Here is a 17,093-nt window from a genome sequence, read left to right on the forward strand (position 1 = left end):
GGCCACCGCGAGGTTACGGGTCGGTCCGGGCTGTCGTAAATGAGCTACGCTGCTGACTTATGTCGCTGAACAGCCATGCCGTCGCCGAGGGTTCGACGCCGCCCGCCCGCGCCGAGGCGCTGCGCGTCGTGAACTTCGACATGGCGCGCGGCCAGCGCTTCGGCGAGCACGAGCACGATGTGCACCAGCTCGTGTGGGCGCCGACCGGTGTCCTGGCCGTGGACATCGGCGCGCACTCGTGGGTGCTGCCGCCGACCTTGGCGCTGTGGATACCGGCGTGGGTGCCGCACACGACGAGCGCGAGCCGCACCGCCCGGATGCGCAGTGTGTACGTGCATCCCGAGAGCTGCCCGCTGGCGTGGTCGCAGCCGACGGTGGTGGCGGTGGGGCCGCTGCTGCGCGAGCTGATCACGCACCTGGCGGACCCGGATCTGGAGCCGGAGCCGAGGGCGCGGGCGGAGGCGGTGATGTTCGACCTGCTGCGGCCGGTGGGGGTGACGACGATCGACCTCCCGATGCCGGTGGACGGCCGGGCCCGCAAGGTGGCCGAGGCGCTGCTGGCGCTGCCCGCCGACCACCGGCCGCTGGAGGACTGGGGCCGCGAGGTCGGGGCCAGCGCCCGTACGCTCGCGCGGCTGTTCAGCTCCGAGACCGGGATGTCGTTCGGCCGCTGGCGCACCAGGGCGCGGCTGCGCGCCGGGCTGGAGCACATGGCGGGCAACCGGCCGCTGGCGGCGGTGGCGCTCCAGGTCGGGTACTCCACGCCCAGTTCGTTCATCGCGGCCTTCCGCCAGGAGACCGGCCGCACACCGGGCGCGTACTTCTCCGCTTCGCCCCGCTGAGACCGGTCCCGCGGCAGCGCCGTCACAGCGAGGTCAGCGCCTTCTCGAAGTCGTCGAGCACGCCGAGCGCGTCCTCGTAGCCGCCGGGCAGGAAGTAGTCGCTGCCGTAGAGGTGGTGGGCCTTGGCGGCGGCGAGCTGCTTGAAGGACTTCTGGGCGAAGAGCTTGGGACCGAGGTTGGCGGGCTTCCCGTCATTGGTCGTGTAGTAGAAGATCGCGTCCGCGTCGGAGAGCTTGGCGGTGATCAACTCGTAGGAGACGGGCTGCTGTTCGGCCAGCCGCTGGGTGGCGGTGGCGAACTGCGCGCCCGCCTCCTTGAGGATGCCGCCGATCGGCGACCCCACGCCGTACAGCCACCACTGGCCCTCGTCGAAGCCGCCCTGGAGCAGATCCCAGTGGACGCGGCCGAGGACGTCCGCGTGCTTCTGCTTGATCTCGGCGACGCGCTGGGCGTAGCGGCCCTTGAGCTTGTCGAGAGCGGTCGGTACGCCGAGGACCGCCGCCGTCTGGTCGGACATGTCACGCCAGGGTGCCTTGGACTTGGAGAAGGGCAGCAGGACGGTCGGCGCGAGCTCGCTGAGCTGGCTGTACGGCAGGTTGGCCTGGACGTCGATGCCGATGATGAGGTCGGGGCGCAGGGCTGCGACCTTCTCCACCTCGATGGCGCCGCCGACGCCGTTGGAGACCTTGGGGATCTTTCTCCAGCGCTCCAGGTCGCGCTGCGGAACGTACTCCTCCCCCGCGTTGAACAGGCCCGCGGGCGTCAGGCCGAGGTCGAAGATCGCGGACATCGGGAAGTCGTTGATCGCGACGACGCGCTGGGGCTTGTCCGGGATCTCCAGCGGGCCCTTGGCGGAGTCGACGGTACGGGTCGCCTTTCCGCCGCTCTTGCCGCCGCCCTTGGTTCCCGCCGAAGCGCTGTCCGAGGAGCCGGATCCGCCGGATCCGCAGGCGGCGAGGCCGAGGAGCGCGGCGCCCGCCGCGCCCGCGCCGAGCAGGGTGCGGCGGGTCGGACGCGCGAGGCGCGACGAGGAAGGGCCGGGCGGCAGGGACGACATGAGGACCTCCGAGCAGAACTTAGGTTTACCTAACTTTGGTTACCCTAAGCGCGGCTTTCCGGGGTGGATTCTGGCCTCGGCCAGTCGGTGTCGGCAGAAGGTCACCCGCAGCCTCCGGCCGCTCCCGCCGCCGTACGGACGCGGTCTCGCCAACTCCCCTGCGCGGCACGGAATTCCGCACTCCGGTGCGACGACGGAACGGCCGCACGGAGCATCGGCCCGATCGGACAGGGCCGCTCAGGAGTGTCCGTTCGGCGACACAAGATGTCTTCCTACGTCCCGTCCGCCGCCGCCGGGCGGCTCGATTCCCCCCAAGGGGCGGCAGAACGACCGCACGGCTTAAGTTAGCCTGCCCTTACTTTCCGCCCGGGTGAGTCCGCCGAGGAGTTGGCCCATGAACGTCTTGCGAGCCCGCAGCGGGCCCGCCCCGGTACCGGCCGACGGGACTCCTCCCGTCCCGGCCGCGACCGGCTCCCCCGCGAACGCGCACGGTTCACCCCGCCGTGATCGTACGGCCGCGCTCGGCGCCGGGCTGATCGTCGCCGCGGTCGTGCTCGCCCTCGCGGTCGGCGCGAGCCTGGCGATCGGCGCCAAGTCCGTCCCCCTGGGCACGGTCCTGGACACCGTCTTCCACCACGACTCCGGCAACGACGACCAGACCATCGTCACCTCGCTGCGGCTGCCGCGTACGGTCGTCGGTCTGATGGCCGGTGCGGCGCTGGGCCTGGCGGGGACGGTGATGCAGGGTCTGACCCGCAACCCGCTGGCCGATCCCGGCCTGCTGGGCGTCAACGCCGGGGCCTCGCTCGCCGTCGTCACCGCGATCAGCGTCTTCGGGATCACCTCCTTCACCGGCTACGTGTGGTTCGGCTTCGTGGGCGCCGCGGCGGCGGCCCTGCTGGTCTACTCTGTCGGCTCGCTCGGCCGGGAGGGCGCGACACCGGTCAAGCTGGCGCTGTCGGGCGCCGCCGTCAGCGCGGGGCTGACCTCCCTCACCACCGCCGTCCTGCTCACCGACACCGCGACGTTCGACCGGTTCCGGTTCTGGGAGGTCGGCTCGCTGGCCGGGCGCGATCTCCCGGTGGCCTACCAGGCGGGACCGTTCCTCCTGGTCGGCGCGGTGTGCGCGCTGGGATCGGGACGGCTGCTCAACACCCTGAGCCTCGGCGACGACACAGCCCGCGGGCTCGGCGCGAACGTCGCCGCCGCCCGGATCTTCTGCGCGGTGTCCGTGGTGCTGCTGTGCGGCGCCGCGACCGCGCTCGCCGGTCCCATCGGCTTCGTCGGGCTGACCGTTCCGCACGTCGTCCGCTCCTTCACCGGCCCCGACCACCGCTGGATCCTGCCGTACTCGCTGTTCATCGCCCCGGCTCTGCTGCTGGTCTCCGACGTGCTCGGCCGCATCGTGGCCAGGCCCGGCGAGATCCAGGTCGGCATCGTCACCGCGGTGCTCGGTGCGCCGGTGCTCATCGTGCTGGTCCGGCGCGGAAGGCAGGCGGGGCTCTAGTGAGACCGACCTCCGACCCGCAGACGTCCGTGCCGCCCGGACCGCGGACCCCCGAACCGCGGACCGGCCGCGCCGGATCGGACAGCGCAGCTTCGGGCAGCGCCGTTGCGGACGGCGGCGCTTGGGACACCGCCGCTTCGGACCGCACGATCTCGACGACGGTGCCTGCCGACACCCTGCGCGCGATACGGGCCGCGCGGCGCCGGCCGAGGGCGCGTACCAGCGCCGTCGCACTCGTCCTCGTGCTGTGCGCCGTCGCTCTGCTGTGCGCCTCGCTGTGCGTCGGCAGCTACTCCGTCCCGCTGTCCGACGTGCTGCGCTCGCTGGCCGGGCGGGGCGACGCGGCCACCGACTTCATCGTGCTGAAGGTGCGGCTGCCGCGGGCCGTCACCGCGGTCGCGGCGGGCGCCGCGTTCGGCCTGTCGGGCGCGGTGTTCCAGACGCTGATCCGCAATCCGCTGGCCAGCCCCGACGTCATCGGGATCACCTCGGGGGCGAGCGCGGCGGCCGTGGTGGCGATCGTCGTGTTCGGACTCGGCGGCGCGACGGTGTCGGGACTCGCCGTGGCGGGCGCGCTGGCCACCGCGCTGGCGATCTATCTGCTGGCCTGGCGGCGCGGGGTGACCGGCTACCGGCTCGTACTGGTCGGCATCGGTGTGGCCGCGGGGCTCTCCAGCATCGTGTCCTTCCTGCTGACCAGGGCCGACATCTACACCGCGCAGCAGGCACTGCTCTGGCTCACCGGCAGCCTCAACGGCGCGGACTGGCCGCTCGCCCGCGCCCTGTTGCTGTGCCTGCTGCCGCTGCTGCCCGCGGTCTGTCTGGCGGTGCGTTCGCTGCCGGTGCTCGGGCTCGGCGACGACAGCGCGACCGGCCTCGGGGTACGCGTCGAGCGCAGCCGCCTGGTGCTGATCGGCCTCGCGGTCTGTCTGGCCGCGGTCGCCACGGCGGCGACCGGGCCGGTCGCCTTCGTCGCCTTTCTCTCCGGTCCCGTCGCCCGCCGTCTGGTGCACGGCCGGGGTCCCGCGCTGACACTGTCCGCGCTGACCGGCGCGGTCATCATGCTCGGCTGCGACTTCGCCGGGCAGCACCTGCTGGGCCCGACCGAATTCCCGGTCGGTGTGATCACCGGGGTGCTCGGCGCCCCGGGTCTGCTGTGGCTGCTGGCCCGGGCCAACCGGGTCGGGCAGGGAGGATGAGGACACCGCGATGACGGACACGACAGAGCAGGGCGCGCCCGCGCGGCCGGCCGCCGCGACGGACGGCGTATCCGGCGCGGCGGAGGCGTCCGGGAGGAGCGGGGGCGACACGTACGGGAAGCGGGAGGCCGAGACGAACGGGAAGAGGGCGGTCGACACGCGGGCCGAGACGTACGGAAAGGGCTCGGTGGACGCGCCCAGCACGCTCGCCGCCCGTGACCTGCGGCTCGGCTACGACCAGCGGCCCGTGGTCACCGGCATCACCGCCGACATCCCCGCCGGACGGGTGACGATGATCGTCGGCCCCAACGCCTGCGGCAAGTCCACCCTGCTGCGCGGCCTCGCCCGGCTGCTCGCGCCGACCTCGGGCGAGGTCCTGCTCGACGGGCAGGACATCCACCGCCTGCCCACCCGTCAGGTCGCCGCCCGGCTCGGCATCCTTCCGCAGACCCCGGTCGCGCCGGACGGCATCCGCGTCATCGACCTGGTCGGGCGCGGACGCTATCCGCACCAGGGCTGGTTCCGGCGCTGGACGGCCACCGACGACGAGGCCGTCGCCGAGGCCCTGACCGCCACCGACACCCTCGACCTGGCCGAGCGCTCGGTGGACGAACTGTCCGGCGGCCAGCGGCAGCGCGTGTGGATCGCCGTCGCCCTCGCCCAGCGCACGGGCGTCCTGCTCCTCGACGAGCCGACCACGTATCTCGACCTCCCCCACCAGGTCGAGGTCCTCGACCTGGTCACCGACCTCAACCGGCAGCGCGGCGCCACCGTCGTCACGGTCCTCCACGACCTCAACCTCGCCTGCCGGTACGGCGATCACCTCATCGCGATGAAGGACGGCCGGATCGCCGCGGAGGGCCCGCCCTCGGAGGTCGTCACCGAGGACACCGTCCGCGACATCTTCGGCATGGAGTGCCGCATCGTCACCGACGAGGTCTCGCGGACCCCGCTGATCCTCCCGATCGGCCGCCATCGCGTACACCGGCCGACCGCGACCGGCTGACCGCTACCGGCTGACGTACGCGGGCCGGAGCTTCTGGCGGGACAGGCCCTAGCGGCGGGGCGCGGCGGTCGGCGTACGGGCGGGCGCCACGGGGATGACCGGCGGTACGGGTGACAGCCGCGCCGCGGGCGGGAGCGGCGCGTGCTGCGGGGACGCCCGGAACGCCTGGATCGCGAAGGCGGCGAAGCGCCGGGAGGCCGCGACGCGGGCCGCGGGTGACGGCGCGTGGATGCCGCTGTTGGCCATGAGGACGAGGATCAGGTCGTCCAGCACGAAGTCGGGGCGCAGGCGGCCGGTGGACTTGGCGCGGGCGGCCAGTTCCGCGACCGCCTTCAGCGCGTACTCGCGGCCCGCGTCGAAGTCGACGGCGTGCGGGAACGTCGACATGAAGGCCGCGGTGAAGCCGCGGTCGCGGGCGTGCAGCTCGCAGATCCTCTCGATCACCAGGCAGAGGCCGCGCCAGGGATCCGGGTCGGCGAGCCCTTCGTCCACGATGTCGTGGCAGGCCCGCAACTGACCGGTGAACGCCTCGGTGACCAGCGCCTCCTTGGTCGGGAAGCGGCGGTAGAGGGTGGCGGGGCCGACTCCGGCGCGCCGGGCGATCTCCCGCATCGGCACATTCAGCCCCTCGGTCGCGAACACCTCGCGAGCCGCTTCGAGGATGCGCTCGCGGTTGTCGAGGGCGTCGGAGCGCAGGGTGTGAGGCAATTCGTCGGTCACGCTCTCACTTTAGCCAAACGGACGGCGGCGTCCGTTACCGTCCGAAGCACCAGGTCCGCGGGCCGCCGGGTTCCGGACGGGCGCGGACCACGAGGGCCGGGAACGGCCGTGGACCAGCGCAGGGAGCAGACGGTGAAGGCAGTCGCGATCGAGACGTTCGGCGGCCCCGAGGGCATGGCGGTCGTCGACCTCCCCGCCCCGGCGCCCGCCGCCGGGCAGGTGCTCATCGGCGTCGAGGCGAGCGGTGTCGGCGGCGTGGACGCCGTGATCCGCAGGGGCACGCTGGCCTCGTACGGCTTCAAGGAGGGGCACATCCTCGGCAGCGAGGCGGCCGGTACGGTGACCGCGGTCGGCGACGGCGTCGACACGTCGTGGATCGGGCGGCGCGTGTGGGCGTTCACCGGGCTCAGCGGCGGTTACGCCGAGCAGGCGGCCGTCCCGGTAGAGGCGGTCCTCGCGCTGCCCGACGGGCTGTCGGCGGTGGACGCGGTGACGCTCGGCAACTCGGGCGCGGTGGCCCATTTCGCGCTGGCCCACGCCCGCTTCGCCCCCGGCGAGTCGGTGCTGGTGCGCGGCGCGGCGGGCAGCATCGGGATCATGACGGTCCATCTGGCGTCCCGCGCGGGCGCCGCCGCGGTGGCGGTCACGACATCGTCGGCCGAGCGGGGCGAGCGGCTGCGCGCACTCGGCGCGACGCGTGTGCTGGACCGCTCGGGCGACACCATGGGCAGCGGTTCCGGCGCCGACGACACTCCCGACGACGCTCCGGGGGGATACGACGTCATCATCGACATCGTCGCGGGCGCGGACCTGCCGTCCTTCTTCGGCCGGCTCCGGCCGAACGGCCGCATGGTGGCCGTGGGCGTGGTCGGCGGGCCGCCGCCCGCCGACTTCGGCATGACGATGATCGCGGCCTTCCAGAAGTCCCTGTCGTTCGCCACCTTCAGCACCGACACCGTGGCCGCGGCGGATCTGACCGCCGTGCGTACCACGCAGTTCGCCGCCGCGAGCCGCGGCGAGCTGCCTCTCGCGGTGCACGAGGTGCTGCCGCTGGAGCAGGCCGCGCTGGCGCACCGGAAGATGGACGCGGGCGAGGTGTTCGGCCGGATCGTCCTGACGCCGTAACCCGAACCGCCATCCAGAGCTGGGCAGTCGCTCGCGGCGCGGGCTCCCCAGGCCGCCCGTCCCGTTACGCGCTCATCGGTTGATGCGCTGATCCGCCCAACCGGGCGTGGGAGAGCCGGTTCCGCGCCGCCGCCGTGGCCAGTGGCAGGATCTCCTCATGCAGCATATTTCGTTCGCTCTGCCGCTTTTCGATCCCGGTGCGGGCCAAGGGGCCAGGCAGTTCGCCGAGTTGGGCCTCGCCCTGCTGCTGTCCACCCTGATCGGCGCCGAGCGCGCCACGCAGCAGAAGAGCGCGGGACTGCGCACCCACACCCTCGTCGGTGTCGGCAGCGCGCTGTTCATGGAGGTGTCCCAGCACGGGTTCAACGCCGTGCTGGGCATGCAGGCCGTCTCCTTCGACCCGTCGCGGGTGGCCGCCCAGATCGTCTCGGGCATCGGCTTCATCGGCGGCGGCCTGATCTTCGTACGGCGCGACGCCGTCCGCGGCCTCACCACCGCGGCGACGGTCTGGCTCACCTGCGCGGTCGGCATGGCCTGCGGCGGCGGTCTCCCGCTGCTGGCCATAGGAGTCACCCTCGCGCACTTCCTGGTCGTCCAGGGCTACCCGTGGCTCACCCGCCGGGTCCCGGTCCTCGCCACCCCCGAGCGCACCCGCATCCACCTCGCGTACCGGATCGGCACCGGCGTCCTCACCCGCGTCCTCGAATACACCGCCACCCAGGGCTTCCGCGTCGTCCAGGTCCGCGTCGACCGCGCCGCCCAGCACCCCGACGACGAGAACTGGCACCCCACCGAGGGCGGCACCGCCCTGGTCGCGGTCGACGTCGAGGGCACCGGCAGCCCCGAACACCTGGTCGCGGGCCTGTCCGAGTTCGAGGAATTGCTGAGCGTCTCGTCGGTCGCCGACGAATCCGACGACTGACCGGGGACGCGCCCTCGTCCCTGCCCCGACAGCGTGGCGCCCGGCGCCCGTGGACGGTGCCGCCGGGCCGAGTCCCCGAGCTGAGCCATGGGGCCCACCTCACTGGCCCGCGCCACTGACCTCGCCCCTGACCTCGCCCCTGACCTGCGTCGTTGACAATAGGCAGGCAGATACCTGCATAATGGAGAGGTGAGCCCAGAACCGAGCGAGATGGACCCGGTCTTCAAAGCACTGGCCGACCCGACCAGGCGACTCCTGCTGGACCGGCTGCGGGAACAGAACGGTCAGACGCTGCGTGAGCTGTGCGAGCGTCTCGGCATGGCCCGCCAATCGGTGACGCAGCATCTCGACCTGCTCGGGCAGGCCAATCTCGTGACCGTGGTGCGCCGTGGGCGGGAGCGGCTGCATTACCTGAATCCGGCGCCCATCCACGACATTGAGGAACGCTGGATCTCGGGGTTCGACAAGCCCCGGCTGCGGGCCCTGAGCGCCATCAAGAACCTGGCAGAGGAGTACGCCATGACCGACGAATCCGTATCCGTACCGACCTATGTCTACGTCACCTACATCCGGGCGACGCCCGAGCAGGTGTGGCGTGCCCTCACCGACGCCGATCTGACCGCGCGGTACTGGGGACACGCCAACGTCTCGGACTGGCGGCCGGGCTCGGCCTGGGAGCACCGCCGCGCCGACGGCTCGGGCGCCGTGGACGCCGTCGGCCAGGTGCGGGAGGCCGAGCCGCCCACGCGCCTGGTCCTCACCTTCGAGGACTCCGTCGGCAAGGAGCCGCCGCGCGAGCCGTCGGAGGTCACCTTCCTCGTCGAGCCGCACCAGGACATCGTGCGGCTGACCGTGACCCACGAGAAGCTGGCCAATACGGACATGTTCAACGGCATCTCGCGGGGCTGGCCCGCCGTGCTGGCCAACCTCAAGTCGCTGCTCGAAACCGGTGAGGTGCTGCCGCAGGCGCCCTGGGAGATGTCCCCCACCGCCCGCGCCTGAGCACACCGGGCGCGGGGCCCCGGCCACCGGGCCTCGGGCCCCGGCGGGAAAGGGCCGGTCACGAGGGCGGCGCGGGACCGGTCAGGAATGGAGAAGCGAATCCCGGCGCCCGCCCGTAGCGTGAATCGCATGGACGCCGAGCCCCAGAACGTCTGGGGACCTCGGCACGGAAACACCGGGTCCATGCGGCCCGCGACCACAGGAGCGATCATGACCGGCACCACCACCCAGGGCATCAAGACCGTGCTGCACCCCGTGTCCGACCTGCCGAAGGCGAAGGCGGTGTACTCGGCGCTGCTCGGCATCGAGCCGCAGACCGACGAGTCGTACTACGTGGGCTTCGAGACCGGGGACCAGCACATCGGGCTGGTGCCGGGCGGCGGCCCGCAGGGTCTGACGTCCCCGGTGGTGTACTGGGAGGTGTCGGACATCGAGGCGAAGCTGGCCGAGCTGACCGCCGCGGGCGCCACCGTGAAGGACGCGGCGTCGGACGTGGGCGGCGGCCGGCTGGTGGCCACCGTCACCGACCCCGACGGCAATGTCCTCGGTATCCTCCAGGACCGATGACCGCCGACCCGCGCGAGTCCGGCCACGCGCCGGGTGACGACGCCCGCCGGTCGACCTGACGTCATGGAGAGACGATGAGCACGGCGAAGAAGACGGCCAGGCCGACAGCCGCGGCAACCACCAAGACCGCCAGGACCGCCAAAACCGCCAAGCCGGCCAGGATCGCCGCACCCGTCGGCGCGGACGAGACCGCGGAAAGCGCCGGGACGACCCGGGCGTCCGCGGTGCGTCCGGCCGACAGCCACGACCTGATCCGTGTGCACGGCGCACGGGTGAACAATCTGAAAGACGTCAGCATCGAGATCCCCAAGCGCCGTCTGACGGTGTTCACGGGGGTCTCCGGTTCCGGCAAGAGCTCGCTGGTGTTCAGCACGATCGCCGCCGAGTCGCAGCGGCTGATCAATGAGACCTACAGCGCCTTCGTGCAGGGCTTCATGCCGACCACGGCACGCCCCGACGTCGACGTGCTGGACGGGCTGACCACCGTGATCACCGTCGACCAGCAGCGGATGGGCGCCGACCCGCGGTCGACGGTCGGCACCGCCACCGACGCGAACGCGATGCTGCGGATCCTCTTCAGCCGCCTCGGCAAGCCCCACATCGGCCCGCCCGGCGCGTACGCGTTCAACGTCCCCTCGGTCAGCGCGAGCGGCGCGATCACCGTCGAGCGCGGCTCGAAGACGGCGGTGAAGGCGACCTTCCACCGGACCGGCGGCATGTGCACGCGCTGCGAGGGCCGGGGCACGGTCTCCGACATCGACCTCGCACAGCTCTACGACGACACGAAGTCGCTCTCCGAAGGCGCCATCACCATCCCCGGCTACGGCTCGGACGGCTGGAACATGCGGCTGTACAAGGAGTCCGGCTTCGTCGACCCGGACAAGCCGATCCGCAAGTACACCAAGAGGGAGCTGCACGACTTCCTGCACCGCGAGCCGACGCGGATGAAGATCGCGGGCATCAACATGACGTACGAGGGGCTGATCCCCCGGATCCAGAAGTCGATGCTCTCCAAGGACAAGGAGGCGATGCAGCCGCACATCCGGGCGTTCGTGGAGCGGGCGGTCGCCTTCGCCACCTGCCCCGAGTGCGACGGCACCCGGCTCAGCGAGGGCGCCAGGTCCTCGAAGATCAAGCGGATCAGCATCGCCGACGCCTGCGCGATGCAGATCAGTGACCTGGCCGAGTGGGTCCGCGAGCTGAAGGAGCCCTCGGTCGCCCCGCTGCTGACCGCGCTGCTCCAGACCCTCGACTCGTTCGTGGAGATCGGCCTCGGCTATCTCGCGCTCGACCGGCCCGCGGGCACGCTGTCCGGCGGCGAGGCGCAGCGCGTGAAGATGATCCGGCACCTCGGGTCGGCGCTCACCGACATCACGTACGTCTTCGACGAGCCGACCGCCGGTCTGCACCCGCACGACATCCAGCGGATGAACGACCTGCTGCTGCGGCTGCGGGACAAGGGCAACACGGTGCTCGTCGTGGAGCACAAGCCGGAGACGATCGCCATCGCCGACCATGTGGTCGACCTGGGGCCCGGCGCCGGTACGGCGGGCGGCGCGGTCTGCTTCGAGGGCGGCCTCGACGGGCTGCGGACCAGTGGCACCCTCACCGGGCGGCACTTCGACGACCGGTCCTCACTCAAGAAGACGGTCCGCGAACCGGCCGGCGCGCTGGAGATCCGCGGCGCGACCACGAACAATCTGCGCGGTGTCGACGTCGATGTCCCCCTCGGCGTGCTGGTCGTCGTGACCGGTGTCGCGGGCTCCGGCAAGAGCTCGCTCATCCACGGCTCACTGGTCAAGGGCGCCCAGGTCAAGGGCGCCGACGGTACGGCGGTGGTGTCGATCGACCAGGGCGCGATCCGCGGCTCGCGGCGGTCCAACCCGGCCACGTACACCGGGCTGCTCGACCCGATCCGCAAGGCGTTCGCGAAGGCCAACGGGGTGAAGCCCGCGCTGTTCAGCGCCAACTCCGAGGGCGCGTGCCCGACGTGCAACGGCGCGGGCGTCGTCTACACCGACCTGGGGATGATGGCCGGGGTCGCGACCACGTGCGAGGAGTGCGAGGGGAAGCGGTTCGAGGCGTCGGTGCTCGACTACCGCTTCGGCGGGCGCGACATCAGCGAGGTGCTGGCGATGTCGGTGGCCGAGGCCGAGGAGTTCTTCGGCGGCGGCGAGGCGCACACCCCCGCGGCGCACGCCGTCCTGCGGCGCCTGGCCGATGTGGGCCTGGGCTATCTGGGCATCGGCCAGCCGCTCACCACGCTGTCCGGTGGCGAGCGGCAGCGGCTGAAGCTGGCCACGCACATGTCGGACAAGGGCGGTGTGTATGTGCTGGACGAGCCGACCACCGGCCTGCACCTCGCCGATGTGGAGCAACTGCTGGGCCTGCTGGACCGGTTGGTCGATTCCGGCAAGTCCGTCGTCGTCATCGAGCACCATCAGGCGGTGATGGCGCACGCCGACTGGATCATCGACCTGGGCCCCGGCGCGGGTCACCACGGCGGCCGGGTCGTCTTCGAGGGCACCCCCGCCGACCTGGTCGCGGACGCCTCGACCCTCACCGGGGAACACCTCGCGGCGTACGTCGGCGCCTGACGTACCCGTCGCGGACGCCCGACCTTGCGGTGCGCTCACGCCAACGACGGCCAGGCGCACCGCGGTTGGCCGAGGACATGCTCAACACCCGCGATCGAGGCCCGACTCAGCGCCCTTCGCCGGGAGCCGGGCTCGACACCCTGGACCCGAGCCCGGCACAACACCCTTGCCCGCAGCGCGGCTCAGCGCCCTTCGCCGGAGAAGGTCTCGCCGAGGATGTCGAAGGCCGAGCCCAGCAGGGCCGGCAGATCCGCGTCCTCGTCCTTGAGCCACTGCTCGTAGGCCGACAGCGAGGCGGCCAGCGCCGCCCAGGCGATCACCTGCGGCCGCATGTCGTCCTCGTCCACCCCGAGCCTGCGGGCGGCGTACTCGGCGATGGCCTGCCGCCAGGTGGCGTACCGCAGCGTGGAGTGCGCGACCAGCGTCGGCACGTTCAGCAGCAGGGACATCCGCAGCCGGTGGTCCTGGACGACGCTGGCCGGGAAGCGGTTGAACTCCACGATGGCGCCGCGCAGCGCCTCGGCCAGCGCCATGTCCGGCGGGGTGCGCTGGAGGTAGCGGCGCATCCGTTCCACCAGGGCGTCGAAGTCACCCCAGGGCACGTCGTTCTTGGACGGGAAGTAGCGGAAGAACGTCCGGCGGCCGATGCCGCAGGCGGCGGCGATGTCGTCCACCGTCGTCTCGGCGAAGCCGCGCTCGGCGAACAGCTCCAGCGCCACATGGCTCAGCTCGTCCACCGTCGTGGAGGGCTGACGCCCCATGCGAGTGCTGGTCGACGGCGGTTTCGGAGCGTCGGCTGGGGACCTCACGGATTTTCCTTCTTCCATTTGGCACCGGGTGCCATTAGTCTGAACATTATTGAAGGCACGGCGGACGACAACAACCCCGCCTGCGACCATCGCCCGACTGAGGAGCCATGGTATGGAAGAGCTTCAGCTCAAGGAGCCCGGCGAGCCGCGTGCCGCCGACGAGGATGTCACCGCGGATTCCGTGATCGAGGCCGACGACCTGGTCGAAGAGGTCTCGATCGACGGCATGTGCGGCGTCTACTGAGCCGCCCCGCCATGAGCGGCACGGACCGTCCGGTGAACGCCCCGGACCCGGCGCCCGGCATGGATCTCGACCGCCCCTGGGATCTGCACCCGCAGGTCTCGGTCCGGCCGGAACCGTTCGGCGCCCTGCTGTACCACTTCGGAACGCGCAAACTCTCGTTCCTCAAGGACCGGCGACTGCTGTCGGTCGTCCAGTCCCTCAAGGACTCCCCCACGGCACGGGCCGCCTGCTCGGCGGCCGGGGTCACCGAAGCCGACGTGCCGCGGTACGGCCGCGCCCTCGCGACCCTCGCCAGGTCGTCGATGGTGGTGGAAAGGACCCCGTGAGCCCCATGACCACGACGACCACGGACGCCCCCGCCCGCGCTCCCGGCGCCGAACGGCTGGTGGACCTGTTCGAGTACGGACTCGACGCGCCCATCTGTCTGACCTGGGAGCTGACCTACGCCTGCAATCTGTCCTGCACGCACTGCCTGTCCAGCTCCGGCCGCCGCGATCCGCGCGAACTCACCACGGCCGAGGCCGAGGCGGTGATCGACGAGCTGGAACGCATGCAGGTCTTCTACGTCAACATCGGCGGCGGCGAGCCCACGGTCCGCCCCGACTTCTGGGAGTTGGTCGACTACGCCACCGCCCACCACGTGGGCGTGAAGTTCTCCACCAACGGCGTCCGGATCACCCCGGAGGTCGCGGCCCGGCTGGCCGAGAACTCCTACGTCGACGTGCAGATCTCCCTCGACGGCGCGACCGCCGAGGTCAACGACGCGGTCCGCGGCCCCGGTTCGTACGACACCGCGCTGCGCGCCATGGCGAATCTGTCCGCCGCCGGGATGAGGAACTTCAAGCTGTCCGTGGTGTGCACCCGGCACAACATCCCCCAGATGGACGAGTTCAAGGCCATCGCCGACCGGTACGGGGCCCAGCTCCGGCTGACCCGGCTGCGCCCGTCCGGGCGCGGCGCCGACGTCTGGGACGAGCTGCACCCGACGCGTGACCAGCAGCGCGAGCTGTACGACTGGCTGGTGGCGCACGGCGACAGCGTGCTGACCGGTGACTCCTTCTTCCACCTGTCCGCCTACGGGCAGGCGCTGCCCGGCCTGAATCTGTGCGGCGCCGGACGCGTGGTGTGCCTGATCGACCCGGTCGGGGACGTCTACGCCTGCCCGTTCGCGATCCACGAGGAGTTCCTGGCCGGGAACATCCGGCAGCCCGGCGGCTTCACCGAGGTATGGCGCGAGTCCGAGCTGTTCCGCGGCCTGCGCGAGCCCCAGTCGGGCGGCGCCTGCGCCTCCTGCCAGTTCTTCGACACCTGCAAGGGCGGGTGCATGGCGGCCAAGTTCTTCACCGGCCTGCCGCTGGACGGGCCGGACCCGGAGTGCGTGCAGGGCTACGGCGAGGAACTGCTCGCGAACCGTACGCAGCACACACCCGTCCCGAAGTCGTCCGTCGACCACTCACACCGTACTTCCCCCGCACCGCGCCGGGGACCGGTCCCGCTGACCCTCACCCGTCGTGAGGATCTGGACCGGCCGCCCGTGAGCGACTGCGCGGAGGATCCGCTCGCCGGCTTCCGTCCGGTCTGAGCACTCCGGGACCGCCCCACCGGCCCGGCCGCCGGCTCCGGTCACGGAGCCCGGCCACCGTATCGATTCCGCACACCTCGGGGACATCACTCACAGTAATCAACCCGTAACGAAAGGTGCACGCAATGGGGCGTGTAGAAGGAAAGGTCGCATTCATCACCGGAGCCGCGCGCGGTCAGGGCCGCAGCCACGCGGTGCGGCTGGCGCAGGAGGGCGCGGACATCATCGCGGTGGACATCTGCGAGGACGTGCCGAGCGCCGGTTACCCGGGCGCCACCGACGAGGACCTGGCCGAGACCGTACGGCAGGTGGAGAAGCTGGACCGCCGGATCGTGGCCACGAAGGCGGACGTCCGTGACTTCGGGGCGCTGAAGGCCGCCGTGGACGACGGTGTGGCGCAGCTCGGACGGCTCGACATCGTCGCGGCGAACGCCGGGATCGGCGTCATACCCGACACCCTCGACGTACTGGACGCCCAGCGCTGGCGCGATGTCATCGACATCAATCTGACGGGCGTGTGGAAGACCGCGAAGGCGGCGATCCCGCACCTCAAGGCGGGCGGGCGCGGCGGCTCGATCATCCTGACCAGCTCGGAGGCGGGCCTGCGCGCGTATCCGCACGCGGGTCACTACGTGGCCGCCAAGCACGGCGTCGTCGGCCTGATGCGCACGCTCGCGCTGGAGTTGGCCCCGGACAGCATCCGGGTCAACAGCATCCATCCGACCCAGGTCGACACGGCCATGATCCAGAACGAGATGACCTACAAGCTGTTCCGTCCCGACCTGGAGCACCCGACCGCGGAGGACTTCGCCGAGGTCTCGCGGTCGGTCATCGCGCTGCCCATCCCGTGGGTGGAGCCGGTGGACATCTCCAACGCCCTGCTGTGGCTGGCCTCGGACGAGGGCCGGTACGTCACCGGGGTCACGCTGCCCGTCGACGGCGGCAACTTCCTCAAGTAGGGCCGCGAGCCAGGCGGTTCGCGGCAGAACGCGACACGGCTCACGGGGATCAGCGGGGGTTCACGGGGGTTCGCAGAACGACAGCGTCATCGAAAGAGAAAGAGGTGAGCACGCAATGGGGCGTGTAGAGGGAAAGGTCGCACTCGTCACCGGGGCCGCCCGTGGTCAGGGCCGCAGCCACGCGATACGCCTGGCGCAGGAGGGCGCGGACATCATCGCCGTCGACGTCGTGTCGCAGATCGACTCGGTGCCGTACCCGATGGCGACGCCCGACGACCTCGCGGAGACCGTACGCGAGGTGGAGAAGCTGGACCGGCGGATCGTCGCCGCACAGGCGGACGTCCGTGACTTCGAGGCGCTGAAGGCAGCCGTGGACGCCGGGGTCGCGCAGCTCGGACGGCTGGACATCGTCTCGGCGAACGCGGGCATCTTCAGCTTCGGCACCATGTCGGAGCTGGACGAGCAGGTGTTCCAGGACATGATCGACGTCAATCTCACCGGTGTGTGGCACACCGCGAAGGCGGCGATCCCGCACATCAAGGCGGGTGGCAACGGCGGTTCGATCGTGCTGACCAGCTCGACGGCCGGGCTGATGGCGATGGAGAACATCGGGCACTACGTCGCCGCCAAGCACGGTGTCGTCGGCCTGATGCGCACGCTGGCGCTGGAGTTGGCCCCGGACAGCATCCGGGTCAACAGCGTGCACCCCACGTCGGTCGACACCCCGATGATCCAGAATTCGGCGACGTACGAGCTGTTCGCGTCCGACCTGCCGGTGGCCGAGCGGACCAAGGAGAATCTCGGCCCGCGCTTCGGTTCGATGAACGCGCTGCCGATCCCGTGGGTCGAGCCGGTCGACATCTCCAACGCGGTGCTGTGGCTGGCCTCGGACGAGGCGCGGTACGTCACCGGCGTCACCCTGCCGATCGACGCGGGCCAGACGGCCAAGTAGCGG

The 17,093-nt window shown here is 71.4% G+C and carries 17 protein-coding genes; 14 read left to right on the forward strand and 3 right to left on the reverse strand.

Going from position 1 to position 17,093, the window contains the following annotated elements; all coding sequences use genetic code 11:
- Positions 1-59 precede the first annotated feature (59 nt).
- Positions 60-842 (forward strand): helix-turn-helix transcriptional regulator, encoded by a 783-nt coding sequence (locus tag ACIOC1_RS12475; protein ID WP_355340924.1) that lies wholly within the window; start codon positions 60-62, stop codon positions 840-842.
- A gap of 22 nt (positions 843-864) precedes the next feature.
- On the opposite strand, the gene ACIOC1_RS12480 is transcribed toward ACIOC1_RS12475, so the two are convergent.
- On the reverse strand, positions 865-1,899 hold the full coding sequence (locus ACIOC1_RS12480) for an ABC transporter substrate-binding protein (RefSeq protein WP_401853756.1): 1,035 nt from the start codon (positions 1,897-1,899) through the stop codon (positions 865-867).
- Positions 1,900-2,293: 394 nt separating this feature from the next.
- Here ACIOC1_RS12480 and ACIOC1_RS12485 point away from each other — a divergent pair, with 394 nt between their 5' ends.
- The 3 genes from ACIOC1_RS12485 (at position 2,294) to ACIOC1_RS12495 (ending at position 5,611) form a co-directional block, all read left to right on the forward strand.
- Positions 2,294-3,406 carry a FecCD family ABC transporter permease gene (locus ACIOC1_RS12485; protein ID WP_401853757.1) on the forward strand — a complete coding sequence of 371 codons (1,113 nt, stop codon included), beginning with the start codon at positions 2,294-2,296 and terminating at the stop codon, positions 3,404-3,406.
- Between the two features lie 161 nt (positions 3,407-3,567).
- Complete coding sequence (locus ACIOC1_RS12490) at positions 3,568-4,605, forward strand: iron chelate uptake ABC transporter family permease subunit (RefSeq protein WP_391044957.1); 1,038 nt, start codon at positions 3,568-3,570, stop codon at positions 4,603-4,605.
- A gap of 187 nt (positions 4,606-4,792) precedes the next feature.
- On the forward strand, positions 4,793-5,611 hold the full coding sequence (locus tag ACIOC1_RS12495) for an ABC transporter ATP-binding protein (protein WP_401854270.1): 819 nt from the start codon (positions 4,793-4,795) through the stop codon (positions 5,609-5,611).
- A gap of 48 nt (positions 5,612-5,659) precedes the next feature.
- On the opposite strand, the gene ACIOC1_RS12500 is transcribed toward ACIOC1_RS12495, so the two are convergent.
- On the reverse strand, positions 5,660-6,331 hold the full coding sequence (locus ACIOC1_RS12500) for a TetR/AcrR family transcriptional regulator (protein ID WP_401853760.1): 672 nt from the start codon (positions 6,329-6,331) through the stop codon (positions 5,660-5,662).
- 132 nt (positions 6,332-6,463) lie between these two features.
- Between ACIOC1_RS12500 and ACIOC1_RS12505 the strand changes: the two genes are divergently transcribed.
- The 5 genes from ACIOC1_RS12505 to ACIOC1_RS12525 all read left to right on the forward strand — a co-directional run bounded on the left by ACIOC1_RS12505 (position 6,464) and on the right by ACIOC1_RS12525 (position 12,544).
- Positions 6,464-7,456, forward strand: coding sequence for a zinc-binding dehydrogenase (locus ACIOC1_RS12505; protein ID WP_401853761.1), 993 nt, complete (start codon positions 6,464-6,466; stop codon positions 7,454-7,456).
- Positions 7,457-7,613: 157 nt separating this feature from the next.
- Positions 7,614-8,378: an MgtC/SapB family protein gene (locus ACIOC1_RS12510; protein WP_355340942.1), complete on the forward strand. Its 765-nt coding sequence runs from the start codon at positions 7,614-7,616 to the stop codon at positions 8,376-8,378.
- Between the two features lie 210 nt (positions 8,379-8,588).
- Positions 8,589-9,380 carry a metalloregulator ArsR/SmtB family transcription factor gene (locus ACIOC1_RS12515; RefSeq protein ID WP_355341338.1) on the forward strand — a complete coding sequence of 264 codons (792 nt, stop codon included), beginning with the start codon at positions 8,589-8,591 and terminating at the stop codon, positions 9,378-9,380.
- Between the two features lie 210 nt (positions 9,381-9,590).
- A complete protein-coding gene (locus tag ACIOC1_RS12520) occupies positions 9,591-9,947 on the forward strand; it encodes a VOC family protein (protein WP_391045635.1) in 357 nt (118 codons plus the stop codon).
- Positions 9,948-10,021: 74 nt separating this feature from the next.
- Positions 10,022-12,544 (forward strand): ATP-binding cassette domain-containing protein, encoded by a 2,523-nt coding sequence (locus tag ACIOC1_RS12525; RefSeq protein WP_401853764.1) that lies wholly within the window; start codon positions 10,022-10,024, stop codon positions 12,542-12,544.
- 182 nt (positions 12,545-12,726) lie between these two features.
- Here ACIOC1_RS12525 and mftR read toward each other — a convergent pair whose 3' ends face one another.
- Positions 12,727-13,305 carry a mycofactocin system transcriptional regulator gene (gene mftR / locus ACIOC1_RS12530; protein ID WP_355340949.1) on the reverse strand — a complete coding sequence of 193 codons (579 nt, stop codon included), beginning with the start codon at positions 13,303-13,305 and terminating at the stop codon, positions 12,727-12,729.
- Positions 13,306-13,465: 160 nt separating this feature from the next.
- On the opposite strand from mftR, the gene mftA reads away from it, so the two are divergent.
- From mftA to ACIOC1_RS12555, 5 genes are all read left to right on the forward strand, one after another.
- On the forward strand, positions 13,466-13,597 hold the full coding sequence (mftA, locus tag ACIOC1_RS12535) for a mycofactocin precursor MftA (RefSeq protein WP_188281158.1): 132 nt from the start codon (positions 13,466-13,468) through the stop codon (positions 13,595-13,597).
- An 11-nt stretch (positions 13,598-13,608) separates the two neighbouring features.
- Positions 13,609-13,923, forward strand: coding sequence for a mycofactocin biosynthesis chaperone MftB (gene mftB, locus ACIOC1_RS12540; RefSeq protein ID WP_391044977.1), 315 nt, complete (start codon positions 13,609-13,611; stop codon positions 13,921-13,923).
- A 5-nt stretch (positions 13,924-13,928) separates the two neighbouring features.
- Entirely contained in the window at positions 13,929-15,179 is a 1,251-nt protein-coding gene (gene mftC, locus ACIOC1_RS12545) for a mycofactocin radical SAM maturase (protein ID WP_401312729.1), read from the forward strand.
- Positions 15,180-15,304: 125 nt separating this feature from the next.
- On the forward strand, positions 15,305-16,138 hold the full coding sequence (locus ACIOC1_RS12550; protein WP_355340958.1) for a mycofactocin-coupled SDR family oxidoreductase: 834 nt from the start codon (positions 15,305-15,307) through the stop codon (positions 16,136-16,138).
- Between the two features lie 115 nt (positions 16,139-16,253).
- Positions 16,254-17,090 (forward strand): mycofactocin-coupled SDR family oxidoreductase, encoded by an 837-nt coding sequence (locus ACIOC1_RS12555; RefSeq protein WP_391161922.1) that lies wholly within the window; start codon positions 16,254-16,256, stop codon positions 17,088-17,090.
- Positions 17,091-17,093 lie beyond the last annotated feature (3 nt).

The sequence above is a fragment of the Streptomyces sp. NPDC088197 genome (genome assembly GCF_044741185.1).
Classification (GTDB): Bacteria; Actinomycetota; Actinomycetes; order Streptomycetales; family Streptomycetaceae; genus Actinacidiphila.

Excerpts from the sequence above, each read along its gene's own strand:
- ACIOC1_RS12520 (WP_391045635.1), top strand. The coding sequence starts at position 9,591 with ATGACCGGCACCACCACCCAGGGCATCAAGACCGTGCTGCACCCCGTG.
- ACIOC1_RS12515 (WP_355341338.1), top strand. The coding sequence starts at position 8,589 with ATGGACCCGGTCTTCAAAGCACTGGCCGACCCGACCAGGCGACTCCTG.
- ACIOC1_RS12485 (WP_401853757.1), top strand. The coding sequence starts at position 2,294 with ATGAACGTCTTGCGAGCCCGCAGCGGGCCCGCCCCGGTACCGGCCGAC.
- ACIOC1_RS12475 (WP_355340924.1), top strand. The coding sequence starts at position 60 with ATGTCGCTGAACAGCCATGCCGTCGCCGAGGGTTCGACGCCGCCCGCC.
- mftA (WP_188281158.1), top strand. The coding sequence starts at position 13,466 with ATGGAAGAGCTTCAGCTCAAGGAGCCCGGCGAGCCGCGTGCCGCCGAC.
- mftB (WP_391044977.1), top strand. The coding sequence starts at position 13,609 with ATGAGCGGCACGGACCGTCCGGTGAACGCCCCGGACCCGGCGCCCGGC.
- mftR (WP_355340949.1), bottom strand. The coding sequence starts at position 13,305 with ATGGGGCGTCAGCCCTCCACGACGGTGGACGAGCTGAGCCATGTGGCG.
- ACIOC1_RS12555 (WP_391161922.1), top strand. The coding sequence starts at position 16,254 with ATGGGGCGTGTAGAGGGAAAGGTCGCACTCGTCACCGGGGCCGCCCGT.
- ACIOC1_RS12550 (WP_355340958.1), top strand. The coding sequence starts at position 15,305 with ATGGGGCGTGTAGAAGGAAAGGTCGCATTCATCACCGGAGCCGCGCGC.
- mftC (WP_401312729.1), top strand. The coding sequence starts at position 13,929 with ATGACCACGACGACCACGGACGCCCCCGCCCGCGCTCCCGGCGCCGAA.
- ACIOC1_RS12510 (WP_355340942.1), top strand. The coding sequence starts at position 7,614 with ATGCAGCATATTTCGTTCGCTCTGCCGCTTTTCGATCCCGGTGCGGGC.
- ACIOC1_RS12525 (WP_401853764.1), top strand. The coding sequence starts at position 10,022 with ATGAGCACGGCGAAGAAGACGGCCAGGCCGACAGCCGCGGCAACCACC.
- ACIOC1_RS12480 (WP_401853756.1), bottom strand. The coding sequence starts at position 1,899 with ATGTCGTCCCTGCCGCCCGGCCCTTCCTCGTCGCGCCTCGCGCGTCCG.